This window comes from Nocardia sp. CDC153, assembly GCF_035818515.1.
Lineage (GTDB): Bacteria > Actinomycetota > Actinomycetes > Mycobacteriales > Mycobacteriaceae > Nocardia.
The window spans coordinates 741,347-757,781 of record NZ_JAYKYU010000004.1 but is presented as its reverse complement, the minus strand read 5'-3'; the positions used below and the strand labels follow the sequence as shown (position 1 = coordinate 757,781).

The window sequence follows — 16,435 nt, the reverse complement described above, 5'->3', positions numbered from 1 at the left end:
GACATAGCGTGAGGGCATGTCCGAGCAGGTCGAAACGCAGGTAACCGGTGTGGTCGACGGGCAGCGGATCGGCGTGGTCGACAGCCTGCGCGGTTTCGCGCTTTTCGGCATCCTCATCACCAATACCGTGGTGGCGACCATGCTCTGGTCTTCGTCCAGCGTGAATGGCAAGTTGCAGCCGATGTTCGACGGCACGGCGGATCGATTCGTCTACGGCCTGATCGACGGCCTGTTTCTGGGAAAGTTCTATCTCCTCTTCGCGTTCCTGTTCGGCTATTCGTTCACCTTGCAGATCGCCGCCGCGCAGCGCGCGGGAGCCGCGCCGGTGCCACGACTCCTGCGCCGCTGCCTGGTGCTGTTCCTGATCGGGCTGGCGCACGTGCTGCTGCTGTGGATCGGCGACATCCTCACGCTGTATGCCGGGCTGTGCCTGATCCTGGTGCTGCTGCGCGGAATTCGCCCGAAGACCGCGGTCATCACCGGCCTGGTGCTCTATAGCGCGTTTTCCTCGCTCGCCTTCGTGCCCGGCAATGGCGGAATCTCCGGTCTGGGCGACCTTTTCGATTTGCAGCGCATGCATGATGGCTTCACCGGCAATTTCGGCGACGCTTTCGCCGCGCAACTCACCTTCGGCCCGCAGTTCATGCTGTTCACCTGGTTCGGGCAAGGCATTCCGGCGCTGGGCATGTTCTTGATCGGTCTGGCGGCGGGCAAGCGGCGAATCTTCGAGGATCCCGACTGGATCAGCCGCTGGCTCCCGCGCGCCTTGGCGGTGGGTTTCGGTGTGGGACTGCCGGTTTCCGCCGTCACGGTGACACTGTCGACCCTGAATGCGACGCCGTCGTTCTGGTTCGGCGTGCAAGAACTCGCCAACCCGTTCCTGACCGTCGGCTATGCGGCGGGAATTGTCTGGCTGACCCGCTACCGCTGGGCGGGCCCGGTCGCGTGGCTCGCACCCGCCGGGCGCATGGCGGCGACGAACTATATCGGCCAGTCGGTGGTCATGATGCTTCTCTACACCGGGTACGGCCTGGCTCTGGCGGATCGGGTGCATCCGGTGGTCGTGGTTGTCCTGGCCCTCGCCACATACGCCGCACAACTGCGAGTGAGCGCCTGGTGGCTGCGGACGCATCCATACGGTCCCGTCGAATGGCTGCTGCGCGCGGCGACCTACCTGTCGGTTCCATCCTGGCGGAAGGCGTCGGCGTGAATCTCGGCCCACTGCCGGAAGGTTCGCGGGGCGCGGCCGGTGATCTGCTCCACCGTCGGCCGGACAATCGATTCGTCGATGACACCGTCGACATAGAACTCGAAGAAGGCGTCGACGTATTCGACGGGGGTGGTCCGCAGCATGTCCGCGCGGGCCTCCTCGTCGCTGAGTCCGATGCAGGTCAGCTCGCGGCCCAGCACCTCGCCGAGGGTCGCGATCTGGTCGGCGGGCAGTAGGGATTCCGGTCCGGTGGGCCAGAGGATTTCACCGCGCAGCAGGGGATCGGCGAAGGCCTGCGCGGCCACGGCCGCCAGATCGAAGGCATCGAGGACCGCTGTTCGGACCGTCGGGAACGGCACGCGCACTTCGTCTCCGGCTCGCAGCTGCGGTAGCCAGCGCAGGGCGTTGGAGGCGAAGGCGCAGGGCCGCAGGATGGTCCAGGCCGCGCTGTAATCGGTGACCTCTTGTTCGGAGGCCATCATGTAGCGGGTGACGGCATTGCGGGCGTTGCGGGTCGCGGCCGAGACGCCCGAGAGTTGCACTATGTGCTCGACACCCGCCTTGGCCGCGGCCTGCGCGACGCCGGGATAGCCGGGCAGCAGGAAGACCGCCCGCACCCCCTCGAGGGCCGGTGCCAAGGATTCCGGCGCGGTCAGATCGCCGGACCGCGCCTCGACCCCGGCGGGCAGCGTCACCTTGGCCGGGTCGCGCACCAGCGCCCGCACCGGTTCGGTGCCGCTCGCCAGCGCCCACACGAGTTCGGCGCCGACATTGCCGGACGCGCCCGTCACCAGAATCATGTGAGCCCTCTCCCTACCGCCCCGCATTTCGGGGCCTCGCTCCAGGCTGTCACGAAACGACCACGGCCGGAACGAGTTCGGCCTCAGGTCACGGGAGATCGTAGGCCGTGGCATGCCGGGGCTGATACAGGCCGATCTCCCCGGCCCCGGGCACCCGCAGCCGGGTGAGCAGACCCCAACCCACATTCATCGCCTCGGTGGTGAATTCGACGCCCTTCGAGCGCAATTCGTCCATGGTCGCGGCGAGGTCGTCACACATGAGATAGAGCTCGGCCCGGCCGGTGTCCATGGGCTCGGCGGGGTGGACGGCGAGTTCGGCGGGCGGGGACTTGAAGATCAGCCACCCGTCATTCGCGTCGACGTGGGCCAGGCCGAGGACGTCGCGGAAGAAGGCCCGCGCGGCCTCGGCGTCTTCGGCGTAGAGGATGGTGTGCGCGCCAGTGATCATGGACCGACGCTAACAGGGCTCGCCTTCTCGAACCCGCAGGTGAGCGGTGAAGATATCGGCCAATTGCCGGGCGATCTCCGGCGCTTCGGTGCGCATGCCATTGTGTGCGCCCGGGAATTCGGTGACCTCGAGGCCGAGCCGCCGCGCGATTTCGACGGCCGGTCGGGACGGCAGGAGGCCGCGGGTCTCGCGACCGACCGCCAGGACCAGCTTGTCTGCGACCGCACTCAAGGCCGCGAAATCCGGTATATGCGAGGTGAATTCGCGGAATTCGTACTTCATCATGAGCGGTCCGTTTTTCATCAGCCGCGCCCACATATCGGCGGTCCGCTCCGGCAAGTCGTCGACGGCGGGCGCGGGCTTCATGGCATTGCCGATCGCGGCCAGGAATCGTGCGTTGGCCGCCGCCAATCCCTCGGTGCGCAGCAGGGTGTCGACCTCGTCGACCATGGCGAGCTGCTCGTCGGCATCGGGCAGGACCGCGAACAAGGGCGGCTCGTGCACCACGAGCCGGGACACCCGCTCGGGGTGTCGGACCAGTAGATCGAGTCCGACAATGCCGCCCGAACTGCCGCCGACGACGAAGGCCGGTTCCTCGCCGAGGTGGCAGAGCAGGCGATAGACATCGTCGCTCTGCACCTCGACCCGCTGCGTCACCTGCGGTCCGTCGAGCACGCTGCGCGAATAGCCGCGCGGGTCCAGGCACGCGACTGTGAATCGGTCCTCGAGCAACTCGGCGATGGGGTCGACGGTTCCCGCGTCGCCTCCGCCGCCGGGGATGAACAACACGAGCGGCCCGTCCCCGCGGACCTCGTAGTAGAGGGTCGCGCCGGGGACGCGCAGCGTGTGGGACCTGATCATGACGTTCCTTCCTATCGCTGTTAGGTAGTTGCCTAATCTACATAGGAATAGACGGATCGCCAATCCGATATCGAGGTCGCGAAGCGGTCAGAGCGCGGCGAGACAGGCCTCGGCGACCCGAACGTCCTGGTCGGCAATGCCGCCGGAGACGCCGACGGCACCGATGACGCGGCCTTCGGCGTCGGTGATGGGCAGACCACCGCCGAAGGAGATGAGGCCGCCATTGCTCCACTCGATCCCGTAGATCGGCCCGTCCGGGCGCGAGAGTTCGCCGAGGGTGGCGGTGGGCATGCGAAACAGCACGGAGGTCTTGGCCTTCTTCTGCGCCAGGTCGATGCAACCCAGCAGCGCGTCGTCCTTGCGACTGAGGTGCAGCAGGTGGCCCGCGGCATCGACGATGGCGATGATCATGGAGACGTTCATGCCGTCGGCGGCCTTGTGTCCGGCGTCGGCGAGGCGGGCTGCGGTATCCATCGAAAGCGTTGTCATGCCAATCAGATTCGCGGGAACCGGCGGGACCAACCAGGAGGCGTTGTACCGGGGGATGCCGTTCCTGGGGATGACACCACCAGGAACCGGTCAGTCGGGAATGCGAAACTGTGTGCGTGAGCGAGCTCGGCGAATTCCTGAAGGCCAAGCGGGCGGCCGTGTCTCCGGAGGAGGTCGGACTGCCCGCGGTGGGGAATCCCCGCCGGGTGCCCGGTCTGCGGCGGGAAGAGGTCGCCATGCTGGCCGCGGTGAGCGTGGATCACTACACGCGGCTCGAACAGGGTCGGGTGTCGGCGGCCTCGGAGAACCTGCTGGCCGGGATCGCGCGGGCCTTGCGGCTCACCCAGGAGGAGCACGAGTATCTGCGGATGCTCGTACAGGTGCGGCCGCGTTCGGGACGGTCCGAGGAGCCGGAAGTCGGTGCGCCGGTGCGAGATCTGCTGGCGGCGATGACGGCCCCGGCCCTGGTGCTCGGCCCGCGCACCGACATCCTGGCCTGGAATGCCGGGGCGGCGGCGCTGTTCTTCGACTTCGCCGAGGTTCCGGTGGCCCAGCGCGCGTTGGTGCGCATGGTCTTCCTCGAGCCTCGCATCCGCGGGCTCTTCGTGCACTGGGAGCAGGTCGCCGCCGAGGCCGTCGACCGGCTGCGCATGGCCGCCGCCCGCACGCCCGGGGATCCGCGGCTGGCGCAGCTGGTGGGGGAGTTGTCGGTGCACGACAAGGATTTTCGGCGCTGGTGGGCCGGGCACGGCGTCCGAACGCTCGCCGGTGGTCGCAAGCGGTTGCGGCATCGGGTGGTCGGTGAGCTGGAACTGGATTGGCAAGTGCTGCAGGTGCTCACGGCCAAGGATCAGACGCTCGTCACCTACACCGCGCCGGCGGGATCGCTCAGCCACGAGGCGCTGCGCATCCTGTGTTCGTGGCAGGCCGATGCTCCGGTGCGCCGCCCGGGCGCGATCGACCTGGACCGCTGATCCGAAATTCCTACTACGCCCCGTCGTTTTCGCCCTAGGATGAAGCCATTGGGAAGCATCCGCGAACGCGAAGGGGACACAGCGCATGCGAGCCATTACCCGAATCTGGCACTACCTCGAGGCATTCGGCCGCGCCCGGCAGAATCGGACCGATCTGGTCGGCTGGCTCATCCGCCGCCCGTTCCTGCTGTTGAGCACCGGCTTCTATGAAACCGCCCTGCTGTTGTCGAATCGGCTGGATCCGCATCTGAAGGAATTGGCCGAACTCAAGGCCGCCGCCCTGGTCAATTGCCAGTTCTGCCTCGACATCGGCTCGACCCTCGCGCACTACGGCGGAATCACCGAGGCGCAGGTCACCGAGCTGCCGAAGTACAAGGAGAGCGACGCGTACAACGACCTCGAGAAATTGGTCATCGCCTATGCGGAAGCCATAACCGTCACCCCGGCCGCGCTCGATCTCGAGGACATTCGCACCGAATTGCTGACGCATTTGAGCAAGGGACAGCTGGCCGAACTCGCCGCGGCCGTGGCCTGGGAGAACCAGCGCGCGCGGGTGAACCAGGCGCTCGGCGTGCGACCGACCGGCATGGCCGAGGGCATGGCCTGCGCGCTGCCGGAACCGCGTCGAGACTGAGGGTTTCCGCCGCGTATTTCCGTTCTGGCAGCGGTGAATTGGGTGTGGTCGTACCGTCTGAATTGGTGTCCGCGTCGTTCAACGCTGGGAGCAACCATGACCTCGACCGCACCCGTCTCCGGAACCGTCGCGGTGCCGGACGGCGCCATCTATTACGAAATCCGTGGCAGCGGCCCACTTCTCTCGCTCGTCGGATCCCCGATGGACTCGGGCCCGTTCGCACCCGTGGCCGAGCTGCTGGCCGCGGATCACACCGTTCTGGGCAGCGACCCGCGCGGCCACGGCCGCAGCGTCACCCCACCGGACAAGGATTCGACACCCGAACTGCGCGCCGACGATCTGGCCCGCGTCATCGAACACGTCGGCAAGGGCCCGGCCATCGTGCTCGGTTCCAGCGGCGGTGCGATCACCGGTTTGGCCCTGGCCATCGCCCGCCCGGACCTGGTGTCCACCCTCATCGCCCACGAGCCGCCGCTGGCCGAGCTACTCGACAATCGCGACGAGATCCGCGCGGAGACCGATGACATCATCGCGACCTACGACACCGGCGACGTCCTCGGCGCGGTCCGCAAATTCTTCACCATGACCGGCCTGTCCATGCCGGAAGAGGTCTTACAGCAGATGTTCGCCGGTGAACGGGCCCCGAGTTCCATCGCCTCGGACGACTATTTCTACCGCCACGAACTCCGCCCCACCTCGGGCTGGCGGCCTTCACTCGACGCCCTGCGCGCCACCCCCACGAAAATCATCGTCGGCCTGGGCGACGAATCCACCAACCAGTTCTGCGACCACACCTCCCGGGCCCTGTGCCGCGAACTCTCCCTCGAACCGACCATGTTCCCTGGTGGTCACGGCGGCTTCATGGAACAGCCCGACGCCTTCGCCAAGCGAGTTCGAGAGGTTCTCGAATAGCGATTCGCCTACTTGTCCGGTGGAATCACCCAGCGGGCGTAGGTGTTTTCGGGGCTGACGGTGATGATGTCGGCCACTTGGACTATGTCGTCGGGGATATGGCCACCGAAATGGGCGAGGCTCGGGATGATGACCGCGTCTGCCTCGAGGCGGGAGAGGGCGGTGCGGACGCGGGTGTAGGGGCGATCGGTTTCGGGTCCGAAGACCAATGTCTTGCAGAGGTCATAGCCGAGTCGGCGAGCCAGATGTTGGATCTGGGCCTCGTCCCATTGCTGTTGCGCCCCCGACACGTCATGCCGGAGGTATCCGATCGCTGCCGGTTGTGGCCGCATCACGCCGCTCTCTTGACTGATCCGATTCGCGCCGATGTCAACGCTACGGCTAACCGGCCGCGTCCATGGGCCGATCCGCCGAGAAACTCCCTGTCGCAAACGCGTCGCGATCATCGTGGCCCGGCTCACTCGGTCGCGATCGGGCCCGAAACGCATTGGTATGCAATGCATTACCTAATTTCGGTGAGCCTTTCTTTGCTGGCGGGAAATCTTCTGAAGCATTACCGTTCCCCTGGTGAGGGACGATTTCGAAGGCTCGGTCGCGGTCGCGCATCAGGCCGAACCGCATGTGATGGGATTGGCGACGCGGTTGAACTGGCTGCGCGCGGGCGTCTTGGGCGCCAATGACGGAATCGTCTCGGTGGCAGGCATTGTCGTGGGTGTGGCGGCGGCCACCAGCAATAGCACGGCGATCCTCACCGCGGGCGTGGCCGGGCTCGCCGCGGGCGCGGTGTCGATGGCATTGGGCGAATATGTGTCGGTGAGTACGCAGCGCGACAGCGAGCGCGCGCTGTTGGAGACCGAACGCCGGGAACTGGCCGAACAGCCGGAGGCCGAATTGGCCGAACTGGCCGCCATTTACCGCGCGAAGGGCCTATCGGCGGCCACCGCGCAGACCGTCGCGGAGGAACTCACCGCCCGCGACGCCTTCCTCGCCCACGCCGAGGCCGAATTGGGCATCGATCCGGAGGAGCTCACCAACCCGGTGCACGCCGCGTTCTCCTCGGCGCTGTCGTTCACCTTGGGCGCGCTGCTGCCCTTGCTGGCGATCCTGACGCCGCACGCGATCCGCGTGCCGCTGACCATGATCGCGGTGCTCGCGGCGCTGGCATTGACCGGAGCGGTGGGTGCGCATCTGGGCCAGGCCCCGGTGGCACGCGCCACCGTGCGGGTGCTGGCGGGTGGTGCGCTGGCGATGATCACGACGTACGCGATCGGCCATCTCGTCGGCGTCGCACTCTGATCGGGAACCGCTGCGGCCGAGTGGATTTCACGCGATGGGCGTCGGGGAGTCACCGGCGATGAGCATTTGCGGCACTTGGGTGAAGGTCCAGCCGGTGCCGTTGCGGGTCAGGACGTAAACGATGTCGAAGCGGTCGTCGGGCCATGATTTGGGCGGTGCGGGAGCAATACCGCTGAACTGGGCGAGGATCGCCCCGATGTTCTCGTGCTGCCAGCTGATCAGGACCGGTCCGGCGATGCCCGACAACGCACCGACCAGCTGAGCCTCCTGGCCCTTCGGAAACCGCGCGTCGACTTTCACGTTCATCGCGGCCGCGAGCGGCGTCACCGTCTGCTCGGGCCGCTTGCTTCCGTGGCCGCCCGGGTCCGAGGCGAAAATCGAGGTGGGGCGGAGCAATCCGGGCCGCAGCGCGGCGGGTGAGCCGTCGGAGTTTCGGGGATCGAACAACTCGACCAGTGCACCCGCCCGTGTCCACCCGCGCACGGTCAGTGACTCTTCGTCCTGCTCACCGTCCGCGGTGATGCCGTACGGCTTCCCCGATCCGGTCGGCTTCTCCGCGTGGCGGATGATCATGATGGTGTCGGGAAGTGTGCCCGTCGCGGGTGGCGGACTCGCCACGGGGGTCGACGTAGCGGGTTTGTCATGCTTCTTCTTGCCACCACCGCACGCTGTCAGCACGGTCCCCAGCACCGCCGCCGAACCCAGCCCCAACAGTGACCGACGCCCTAGTTGCCCATCCATAGCTCCTGAACATACCTATCCCGGAATCAGAGGTGGGTTTGCTGGACCCCCTGTTTCGCCGACCTCGGCAGCACAGGCACTGGCACATGTGCGATCCGTCGACAACGCTGGCTTTCGATCCCGAGCGAGAAAAGAGATGCCGATATGAATGATGCTTCGTCCGTATCCGACAGCCGCTACGACCGTGGGTTCGCGGTATTGCGGACCGTTGGCGGCGATGCGGCCGATGCGGTCATCGCGCGCATCGCCGAGACGGCACCGGACCTCGCCCGACTGACGGTGGAATTCGGCTACGGCGACATCTACAGCCGCCCGGGCCTGAGCCTGCGGCAACGGCAGCTGATCAATGTCGCCGCGCTGTCGGCCATGGGAACGGCGGCCCCGCAACTCCGCTTCCACATCGACGGCGCGTTGAATGTGGGCGTCACTCCGGCGGAAGTCGTGGAAACCATCATCCACATCAGCGTCTACGCCGGAATCCCGGCCTCCCTCAACGGACTTGCCGTAGCCAAGGCCGCCTTCGCCGACCGCCCGGATCTGGCGAGCCCGATCGTCCTTGCCCCGAACCCCGGCGAAGAAACCGCGAAGGAACGATACGAACGCGGCCTGGAGGCCCTCAACCGCATCGACGGCGAAGCCGGACACCAGGTGATCGCGGCCCTCGCCGACATCGCACCCGACATGGCTCGCTACGTCATCGAATTCGCCTTCGCCGACGTCTACTCCCGCCCGGGCCTCGACCTCGCCACCCGCGAGCTCGCGACAATCGCGGCCTGCACCGCCCTGGGCACGGCCGCACCGCAGCTCCGGGTTCATATTCACGGGCTGCTGAATGTCGGTGGAACTCGGGAGGAAGTCATCGAGGCGATAACCCAGATGGCTGGGTATGCCGGGTTTCCGGCGGCATTGAATGGAATTGCTGCTGCTCGGGAGGTATTCGAAATTCGAGATGCCGAAGAAGCGAAGAATTAGAAGGGCGACCGCCTGGTATTACCGAAAAGGCTTATATCACAACGGAATTCGCCTTCTATTATGATCAATTCGGCGGTAGAATTGAGGTATGAATTCGAAGGGGGAAACACTCGAAAGCACCGGCATCAGCGCCCTGATGACCGCGATCACCAACGTCGCCGATACCGTCCTGCACGGCAAACTCAAGGCTCGGACCGATATCGATGCCGTGGAATTCATGCGCGATCTGGAAACCTGCAAGCGCCAACTGGCCGCCCTGGATTCGGCTCTGGTGATCGAGATCGCGGAGCGGGACCTGCCGCGCAAGGCGGGGGTGAAGGATGTGGTGCCGTTCCTGCGTCAAACCCTGGGCCTGTCGCGGTATGACGCGGCGATGCGGGTGAAGATCGCCGCAGCGTGTGGGGAATTCCTCGGTGCCGACGGCACGCCGCGCCCGGTCACCTTGGCCGCGACCGCGAACGCGTTTGAAGCGGGCGTGATTTCGCGTGATCATGTGCGCGGCATCGTGGACATCATGACGCATCTGCCCGCCGAGGTGCCCGCGCCCGCGCGGGTCGAGACCGAGGCGCTGCTGGTCGAGCACTGCGTGACCGGGCACCCCGATGACCTGCCGAAGATCGGTCGCGAGATCCTGGCGCGTTTGGATCCGGAGGGCACGGTGATTTCCGATGCCGATCGTCGTCGCCGTCGTGGGATCACGATCAGCCGTCCCGGTGTGGATGGGATGTCGAAGATCGAAGGCTGGCTCACTCCCGAACTGCGCGCCCTGCTGGACGCGATCTTCGCCAAGCTGGCGCGGCCCGGTATGTGCAACCTCGACGATGCGGATGCCGAGATCCTCGCCGCCACTGCGCAAGTCGAGTCGAAGGTGCTGGAAGCGGCCGCGCGCCGCGATCGCCGCGACGCTGGCCAGCGCACCCACGACGCGTTGTTCGCGCTCGTGAGCGCGTTGCAGCCGGTCACCGACACCACCGCTGGTATCGATGCCGCTGGCGCTGCGGGCGCTGGTGTCTTCGCTGCTGCCGGTGCCGCTGCGGCCAAGGCCGGTAAGCCGGTGAAGCTGGGCAAGCACCGTGGCCTGCCCGTCGAAGTTGTCGTCACCATGAGCCTGGCCGACCTCGAAAAGGGCGCGGGCGTAGCCACCACCGCCTCCGGCGGACACCTCTCCATCAACGAAGCCCTCAAGCTGGCCAAGAACTCTCGCCCGGTGCTCGCGATCCTCGACAAGGACGAGATCCCGCTCTACCTCGCCCACGGCGAACGCCTCGCCACCTCGGGTCAACGCCTGGCGTTGATCGCCCGCGATCGCGGCTGCACCCACCCGGGCTGCGACGTACCCGCCTCGATGTGCGCCGCGCATCACGTGATCGATTGGGCCAAGGGCGGACCCACCGACCTCAACAACCTCGCCCTGGTCTGCGACCACCACCACGCCATGGTCAACGACAGCGAACACGGCTGGAAGACAGTGATGTTGGGCAAAGACTCGGCCCAGCCGGGCCGGGTGGGGTGGATTGCTCCGGCGGCGTTGGACCCCTCCCACACCCCGCACGTCAACGACAAACACCACGTCGGGGAGCGGGTCGCCACGGCAGTCGATTCCAGTTGCCGGAAGTGGGGTTCACGGGCAGCGTGAAACCCGAGCTGCTCGTGCCCCGCTGGCGTACGCAAAACAACGGGAAGCGTGGTCACCTCGCCTGCCCTACCGGACTTGGGCTGACGCCGAGGTGGGAGCCGCCACCTCACCTCCCAGCCCACGGACTGCACGCATCACCTTCTCGAGACAACCCCAGAAACACAGACCCGAACCGTTCGACAGCCCCACGGCTTTCAGGTTCTTTGACAATTCCACAGAGACGATGAACGGCCGAGCGGTGAGGGGGCTGGTAGGTGAGGGGGCCTCGCAAGCTCGGCCACCCTCTCTCCCTCCTCCTGGCGTCTTTTATCTTTTCTCTCTTTTTTCTTTTGTTTCTTTCCGCTTTTCAGCGCGTGAAAGTGGACGCGTTCTTCGCCAGATCGAGAAGCGGCTGCGGGAAGATGCCCAGTACCAATGTCGCTGCGGCAGTGAGCGCGATGATCGTGCTGGTCATGGTCGGGTAGACGACCGTAGGCGCGGTTGCCGGAGCGTCGGTGAAGAACATCAGGACGATTACCCGAATGTAGAAGAACGCGGCGATCGCACTGGAGATGACACCGACGATCACGAGCACCGATGCTTCTCCACCCGTTGCCGCGGCGAAAACACCGAACTTGGCGATGAATCCACTGGTGAGCGGGATACCGGCGAAGGACAGCAGGAACAGCGAGAAGATCGTGGCGAGCCAGGGGGAGCGGCGGCCCATTCCGGCCCAGGCGGGCAGATCGGTTGCCTCGTTTCCGTTTTGGTCCCGAACCAGGCTGACCACGGCGAATGCGCCAATGGTGCCGAGGCCGTATACGGCGAGGTAGAACAGGATCGACGAGACGCCTGCGGTGTTCGCCGCGACCAACGCGGTGAGAATGAATCCAGCGTGTGCGACAGACGAATACGCGAGCATTCGCTTCATGTCGGTCTGAGTCACGGCCAGGATCGCACCCACGACCATTGTCGCGATCGCAACGGCCGCGAGCACCGGACGCCAGTCGTTACGCAACCCGGGCACCGCGACATACAGCACGCGCAGCATTGCACCGACTGCCGCAATCTTGGTGGCAGCAGCCATGAAAGCGGTAATAGCGGTCGGCGCGCCCTGGTACACGTCGGGAATCCAGGACTGGAACGGCACCGCGCCAATCTTGAACAGCAGCCCGACCGCCAGCATCGCCACTCCGAGAATGGCCAGTGTGTGCGAGTTTCCGGCGTCCCGAGTCACCGCTTCGGCAATGCCTTCCAACCGAACGGTCCCGGCGTACCCGTACAGCAATGCCATCCCGTAGAGGAAGAAGGCCGACGAGAAAGCGCCCAGCAGGAAGTACTTCAACGCCGCTTCCTGCGAGAGCAGCCGACGTCGCCGCGCCAACCCGCACAGCAGATACAACGGCAGCGAAAGCACTTCCAGCGCCACGAACATGGTCAACAGATCGTTCGAGGCCGGGAACAGCATGAGACCGGCGATCGCGATCAATGTGAGCGGGAAGACCTCGGTGGTGGCGACTCCCGCTTTCGTCGCCGCGATCTCATCCGAACTCCCTGGCGTCGAGGCGGCCTGCGGGGTGAAGGCGTCCACCCCGCCGCGAGACGCGGTGAGACTCCAGGTTCCGGGCCCTTCCCGCTTCACCGGCATCCGGTCGGCCCGCCGCTCGGCGATGAACAGCAACCCGAGGATCCCGACCACGAGGATGGTCCCCTGCAGGAACAGCGAAACCCCGTCGATGGCAACCGCACCCACGACCGCGGTCTCCCGCACATCCCGCAATCCGATCACCGCGCCCAGCGCTACGGCCAGTCCGCCGAGCCCGAGCACCAAATGCGTCAGATACCGAGAACGCCTGGGCGCGAACGCCTCCACGAGCACCCCGGCCACCGCGACCCCGAACACGATGAGCATCGGCGACAACGCCCGATACTCGATGCTCGGTGCCGGGACCGTCGCGGCCGCGAGCAACAGACCTCCACTCATTTGTGGGCACCTCCGGTGTTCGTCTGGGCGGCTTCCGGCTGCACCGCGGGCGCCGGATTGTGCTGGCCAATGGTCGTGAGAGTCTTGGCGACGGCCGGATCGATCCGATCCAACGCCGGTTTCGGGTACGCGCCGAGGAACAGCAGGGCCACCAGCAGCGGGACCACGACGACCATTTCGCGGGGGAGCAGGTCGTAGAGGCGCTCATTGCCCTGCTTGACCGGCCCGGTCATCATCCGCTGGTACATCCACAGCACATACAGCGCGGCGAGCACCAGTGCAGTGGATGCGAAGATCGCCGCCACCGGGTACCGCGTGAATGTGCCGATCAGCACCAGGAATTCACTGATGAACGGTGCCAGCCCCGGCAGCGACAGGGTCGCCAGGCCGGAAATCAGGAAGGTGCCCGCCAGGATCGGCGCGACCTTCTGCACGCCACCGAATTCGGCGATGAGTCGAGATCCGCGCCGCGACACCAGGAATCCGGCAATGAGGAACAGCGCCGCGGTCGAGATGCCGTGGTTGACCATGTACAGCGTCGCCCCGGTTCCGCCCTGGGTGGTGAGTGCGAAAATGCCGAGGATGATGAATCCGAAGTGCGAGATCGACGTGTAGGCGATCAACCGCATGACATCGGTCTGCCCGATGGCCAGCAGCGCCCCGTAGATGATCCCGATGACCGCGAGCACGCTGATCAACGGCGCGTAAGTCGAGGTGGCGTGCGGGAACAGCAGCAGGCAGTACCGCAGCATGCCGAAGGTCCCGACCTTGTCGACCACCGCCATCATGAGCACCGCGCTCGCCGGCGTGGCCGACACCGCGGCGTCCGGCAGCCAGGTGTGCAGCGGCCACAGCGGAGCCTTGACCGCGAACGCGAACATGAATCCGAGGAACAGCGCGTTCAATACCCCCGGCGTCGCGCCCAGATGCCCGGAGTTGGCGGCCTCCATGACGGTCCGGAAGTCGAAGGTCCCGCTGCCATTGCTGCCCAGCTTGTCCCGCGCGGTGATGACGTACAGCCCGATCACCGCCGCCAGCATGATGAGTCCGCCGAACAGGTTGTACAGCAGGAACTTCACCGCCGCCCGCGACCGCTGCTGCCGCACCGCGATATCCCCGGTCCGCGGCCCGAAACCGCCGATGAGGAAGTACATCGGGATGAGCATGACCTCGAAGAACACGTAGAACAGCAGAATGTCCAACGCGGTGAACGAGATCAACACCATCGATTCCACGACCAGCGTGAGCGCCACATAGTAGTGCGCGACCCGCGGCCCGGACCCGACCTCCCGCTCGTCCTGCCACCCGGCGATCAGCAGCAGCGGCACCAGCCCGGCGGTCAGCAGGATCAACACCAGCGCGATGCCGTCCATCCCGAGCGTGTAGCCCGCCCCGAAAGCCGGGATCCACTCGTGCTTCTCGACGAACTGGTACTGCTCGCCACCGGTCTTGAACTGTGTCGCCAGCCAGATTCCGATTCCCAGCGTGCCGACCGACACCAGCAGCGCGAAACTCCGCACCCCGGTACGCCAGCTCGCCGGAAAGAACAGCGCGAGAGCCGCACCCGCCAAGGGAACCGCCCACAGCGTGGTGAGCCAAGGAAATTCGCTCAAAGCAACCTCACCGCCAGCAGGGCGGCGACCACCAGGGCCGCGCCGGTGAACATGGACAGGGCGTAGGAGCGGACGAATCCGGTTTGCACGCGCCGGATCCGCGCGGACAGGCCGCCGATCACCGCGGCCGTCGTATTGACCAGCCCGTCGATGCCGCGGTTGTCGACGAACACCAGCGACCGGGTCAGGTGCTGGCCGGGACGCATGAACGCGGCCTCGTTGGCGACATCGCCGTAGAGATCGAGCCGCGCGGCCTCCACGAGCGGTGTTGCGGCCGGGGCGGTTTCGGGGATCGGGTTGCCCGCGTACTGGTCGTAGGCGACCCAGATGCCCGCCGCCACCACCGCGAGGGCGAAGAAGGTGATCGCCCAGGCCGGGATGAACGGTTCGCCGTGGTGCACGCCGACGACCGGGGCCAGCCAGTTGGTCAGCGACGAGCCGTAGGCGAAGAGCATGCCCGAGAACACCGACCCGAACGCCAGCAGGATCATCGGCCCGGTCATGGAGGCGGGTGCCTCGTGCGGATGCGTGCCTTCCTTCCACCGGCGTTCGCCGAAGAAGGTGAAGATCATGACGCGAGTCATGTAGAAGGCCGTGATGCCCGCACCGCACAGCGCCGCGATGCCGGTGACGATGCCGCCGAACCCGCCGTGTGTGAACGCCGCCTCGATGATCCGGTCCTTGGACCAGAATCCGGCGAATGGCGGAACACCCAGGATCGCAAGGTATCCGAGCCCGAAGGTGACGTAGGTGACTGGCAGCAGCTTGCGCAGTCCACCGTAGTGCCGCATGTCGACCTCGTCGTCCATGGCGTGCATGATCGAGCCCGCGCCGAGGAACAGTCCGGCCTTGAAGAAGCCGTGTGTCAGCAGGTGCATGATGGCGGCCGCGTAGCCGACCGGCCCGAGTCCCGCCGCCAGGATCATGTACCCGATCTGGCTCATGGTGGACGCCGCAAGCGCCTTCTTGATGTCGTCCTTGGCGCAGCCGATGATCGCACCGAACAGCAATGTCACCGCACCGACTGCCATTACGGCAGCCTGTGCACCGGGCGCCAGATCGAAGATCGGGTTGGAGCGCGCGATCAGGTAGACACCGGCGGTGACCATGGTGGCCGCGTGGATGAGCGCCGACACCGGGGTCGGGCCCTCCATCGCGTCCCCGAGCCAGGACTGCAGCGGCACCTGCGCGGACTTACCGCAGGCACCCAACAGCAGCAGCAGCCCGATGGCCGTGAGGGTTCCGGTGCTCGCCTTTCCGGCCGCCCCGAACACGGTCCCGAAGTCGATGCTGCCGAAGGTCGCGAACATGATCATCAAAGCGATGGCCAGCCCCATGTCGCCGACCCGGTTGACGATGAACGCCTTCTTGGCCGCCGTCGCCGCCGAGGGCTTGTGGTACCAGAACCCGATGAGCAGGTAGGACGCCAGGCCGACGCCTTCCCAGCCCAGGTACAGCACCAGGTAGTTGCCCGCCAGCACCAGCGTCAGCATGGCCGCCAGGAACAGGTTGAGGTAGGCGAAGAAGCGCCGCCGTCCCGGATCGTGGGCCATGTAGCCGATCGAGTAGATGTGGATCAGCGAGCCGACCCCGGTGATCAGCAGCGCGAAGCACATCGACAGCTGATCCAGTTGCAGCGCGAAGTCCACCTTCAACCCGGCGACCGGCACCCACTCGAACAGGCTGTAGTGCACGGCCCGTTGCGCATTGGACCGATCCAGCATGTCGTTGAACGCCCACGCCGCCACCCCGAAGGAGGCCAGCGCCATCAGCGTCCCGACCAGGTGTCCGAACTTGTCGCTGACCTTGCCCATCAGCAACAGGGACACGGCTCCGGCCAGCGGCAGCGCCGGGAGCAGCCACAGCATCATCTGTGCGGTATCCAT

The 16,435-nt window shown here is 66.1% G+C and carries 16 protein-coding genes; 7 read left to right on the top strand and 9 right to left on the bottom strand.

What is annotated here, in order from left to right; translation table 11 throughout:
• The first annotated feature begins 16 nt into the window (after window positions 1-16).
• On the top strand, window positions 17-1,210 hold the full coding sequence (locus VMT65_RS26105) for a DUF418 domain-containing protein (RefSeq protein ID WP_326311031.1): 1,194 nt from the start codon (window positions 17-19) through the stop codon (window positions 1,208-1,210).
• Here the strand turns inward: VMT65_RS26105 and VMT65_RS26100 are convergent.
• The 4 genes from VMT65_RS26100 to VMT65_RS26085 form a co-directional block, all read right to left on the bottom strand.
• Complete coding sequence (locus tag VMT65_RS26100) at window positions 1,171-2,010, bottom strand: NAD(P)H-binding protein (protein WP_326311030.1); 840 nt, start codon at window positions 2,008-2,010, stop codon at window positions 1,171-1,173. The genes VMT65_RS26105 and VMT65_RS26100 overlap by 40 nt on opposite strands.
• 88 nt (window positions 2,011-2,098) lie before the next feature.
• Window positions 2,099-2,458, bottom strand: coding sequence for a VOC family protein (locus tag VMT65_RS26095; RefSeq protein ID WP_326311029.1), 360 nt, complete (start codon window positions 2,456-2,458; stop codon window positions 2,099-2,101).
• 9 nt (window positions 2,459-2,467) lie between these two features.
• On the bottom strand, window positions 2,468-3,319 hold the full coding sequence (locus tag VMT65_RS26090) for an alpha/beta fold hydrolase (RefSeq protein ID WP_326311028.1): 852 nt from the start codon (window positions 3,317-3,319) through the stop codon (window positions 2,468-2,470).
• Window positions 3,320-3,406: 87 nt separating this feature from the next.
• Window positions 3,407-3,808, bottom strand: coding sequence for a GlcG/HbpS family heme-binding protein (locus VMT65_RS26085; RefSeq protein WP_326311027.1), 402 nt, complete (start codon window positions 3,806-3,808; stop codon window positions 3,407-3,409).
• Window positions 3,809-3,924: 116 nt separating this feature from the next.
• Here VMT65_RS26085 and VMT65_RS26080 point away from each other — a divergent pair, with 116 nt between their 5' ends.
• From VMT65_RS26080 to VMT65_RS26070, 3 genes are all read left to right on the top strand, one after another.
• Complete coding sequence (locus VMT65_RS26080; protein ID WP_326311026.1) at window positions 3,925-4,782, top strand: helix-turn-helix domain-containing protein; 858 nt, start codon at window positions 3,925-3,927, stop codon at window positions 4,780-4,782.
• Between the two features lie 85 nt (window positions 4,783-4,867).
• Window positions 4,868-5,416 carry a carboxymuconolactone decarboxylase family protein gene (locus VMT65_RS26075; RefSeq protein WP_326311025.1) on the top strand — a complete coding sequence of 183 codons (549 nt, stop codon included), beginning with the start codon at window positions 4,868-4,870 and terminating at the stop codon, window positions 5,414-5,416.
• A gap of 96 nt (window positions 5,417-5,512) precedes the next feature.
• The gene (locus VMT65_RS26070; protein ID WP_326311024.1) at window positions 5,513-6,328 is read left to right on the top strand and encodes an alpha/beta fold hydrolase; all 816 of its coding nucleotides are present in this window, start codon (window positions 5,513-5,515) and stop codon (window positions 6,326-6,328) included.
• Between the two features lie 8 nt (window positions 6,329-6,336).
• On the opposite strand, the gene VMT65_RS26065 is transcribed toward VMT65_RS26070, so the two are convergent.
• Window positions 6,337-6,660 carry a hypothetical protein gene (locus tag VMT65_RS26065; protein WP_326311023.1) on the bottom strand — a complete coding sequence of 108 codons (324 nt, stop codon included), beginning with the start codon at window positions 6,658-6,660 and terminating at the stop codon, window positions 6,337-6,339.
• Window positions 6,661-6,952: 292 nt separating this feature from the next.
• Here VMT65_RS26065 and VMT65_RS26060 point away from each other — a divergent pair, with 292 nt between their 5' ends.
• Window positions 6,953-7,624: a VIT1/CCC1 transporter family protein gene (locus VMT65_RS26060; protein WP_326311200.1), complete on the top strand. Its 672-nt coding sequence runs from the start codon at window positions 6,953-6,955 to the stop codon at window positions 7,622-7,624.
• 27 nt (window positions 7,625-7,651) lie between these two features.
• Here VMT65_RS26060 and VMT65_RS26055 read toward each other — a convergent pair whose 3' ends face one another.
• Entirely contained in the window at window positions 7,652-8,365 is a 714-nt protein-coding gene (locus VMT65_RS26055) for a hypothetical protein (RefSeq protein WP_326311022.1), read from the bottom strand.
• Between the two features lie 144 nt (window positions 8,366-8,509).
• Here VMT65_RS26055 and VMT65_RS26050 point away from each other — a divergent pair, with 144 nt between their 5' ends.
• Both VMT65_RS26050 and VMT65_RS26045 read left to right on the top strand, forming a co-directional pair.
• Window positions 8,510-9,337: a carboxymuconolactone decarboxylase family protein gene (locus VMT65_RS26050; protein ID WP_326311021.1), complete on the top strand. Its 828-nt coding sequence runs from the start codon at window positions 8,510-8,512 to the stop codon at window positions 9,335-9,337.
• 88 nt (window positions 9,338-9,425) lie between these two features.
• Window positions 9,426-10,973: an HNH endonuclease signature motif containing protein gene (locus tag VMT65_RS26045; RefSeq protein WP_326311020.1), complete on the top strand. Its 1,548-nt coding sequence runs from the start codon at window positions 9,426-9,428 to the stop codon at window positions 10,971-10,973.
• Window positions 10,974-11,319: 346 nt separating this feature from the next.
• Here VMT65_RS26045 and nuoN read toward each other — a convergent pair whose 3' ends face one another.
• The 3 genes from nuoN to nuoL are packed head-to-tail and all read right to left on the bottom strand — an operon-like array spanning window position 11,320 to window position 16,435.
• Window positions 11,320-12,936: an NADH-quinone oxidoreductase subunit NuoN gene (gene nuoN / locus VMT65_RS26040; protein WP_326311019.1), complete on the bottom strand. Its 1,617-nt coding sequence runs from the start codon at window positions 12,934-12,936 to the stop codon at window positions 11,320-11,322.
• Window positions 12,933-14,549: an NADH-quinone oxidoreductase subunit M gene (locus VMT65_RS26035; RefSeq protein WP_326311018.1), complete on the bottom strand. Its 1,617-nt coding sequence runs from the start codon at window positions 14,547-14,549 to the stop codon at window positions 12,933-12,935. Before VMT65_RS26035 ends, nuoN begins: the two co-directional genes overlap by 4 nt.
• Window positions 14,546-16,435 (bottom strand): NADH-quinone oxidoreductase subunit L, encoded by a 1,890-nt coding sequence (nuoL, locus tag VMT65_RS26030; protein ID WP_326311017.1) that lies wholly within the window; start codon window positions 16,433-16,435, stop codon window positions 14,546-14,548. The genes VMT65_RS26035 and nuoL overlap by 4 nt, the downstream gene beginning before the upstream one ends.

What these genes read in the sequence shown, in the direction of transcription:
- VMT65_RS26105 (WP_326311031.1), top strand. Translation starts at nt 17, where the DNA reads ATGTCCGAGCAGGTCGAAACGCAGGTAACCGGTGTGGTCGACGGGCAG.
- VMT65_RS26100 (WP_326311030.1), bottom strand. Translation starts at nt 2,010, where the DNA reads ATGATTCTGGTGACGGGCGCGTCCGGCAATGTCGGCGCCGAACTCGTG.
- VMT65_RS26095 (WP_326311029.1), bottom strand. Translation starts at nt 2,458, where the DNA reads ATGATCACTGGCGCGCACACCATCCTCTACGCCGAAGACGCCGAGGCC.
- VMT65_RS26090 (WP_326311028.1), bottom strand. Translation starts at nt 3,319, where the DNA reads ATGATCAGGTCCCACACGCTGCGCGTCCCCGGCGCGACCCTCTACTAC.
- VMT65_RS26085 (WP_326311027.1), bottom strand. Translation starts at nt 3,808, where the DNA reads ATGACAACGCTTTCGATGGATACCGCAGCCCGCCTCGCCGACGCCGGA.
- VMT65_RS26075 (WP_326311025.1), top strand. Translation starts at nt 4,868, where the DNA reads ATGCGAGCCATTACCCGAATCTGGCACTACCTCGAGGCATTCGGCCGC.
- VMT65_RS26070 (WP_326311024.1), top strand. Translation starts at nt 5,513, where the DNA reads ATGACCTCGACCGCACCCGTCTCCGGAACCGTCGCGGTGCCGGACGGC.
- VMT65_RS26065 (WP_326311023.1), bottom strand. Translation starts at nt 6,660, where the DNA reads ATGCGGCCACAACCGGCAGCGATCGGATACCTCCGGCATGACGTGTCG.
- VMT65_RS26060 (WP_326311200.1), top strand. Translation starts at nt 6,953, where the DNA reads ATGGGATTGGCGACGCGGTTGAACTGGCTGCGCGCGGGCGTCTTGGGC.
- VMT65_RS26055 (WP_326311022.1), bottom strand. Translation starts at nt 8,365, where the DNA reads ATGGATGGGCAACTAGGGCGTCGGTCACTGTTGGGGCTGGGTTCGGCG.
- VMT65_RS26050 (WP_326311021.1), top strand. Translation starts at nt 8,510, where the DNA reads ATGAATGATGCTTCGTCCGTATCCGACAGCCGCTACGACCGTGGGTTC.
- VMT65_RS26045 (WP_326311020.1), top strand. Translation starts at nt 9,426, where the DNA reads ATGAATTCGAAGGGGGAAACACTCGAAAGCACCGGCATCAGCGCCCTG.
- nuoN (WP_326311019.1), bottom strand. Translation starts at nt 12,936, where the DNA reads ATGAGTGGAGGTCTGTTGCTCGCGGCCGCGACGGTCCCGGCACCGAGC.
- nuoL (WP_326311017.1), bottom strand. Translation starts at nt 16,435, where the DNA reads ATGGATACCGCACAGATGATGCTGTGGCTGCTCCCGGCGCTGCCGCTG.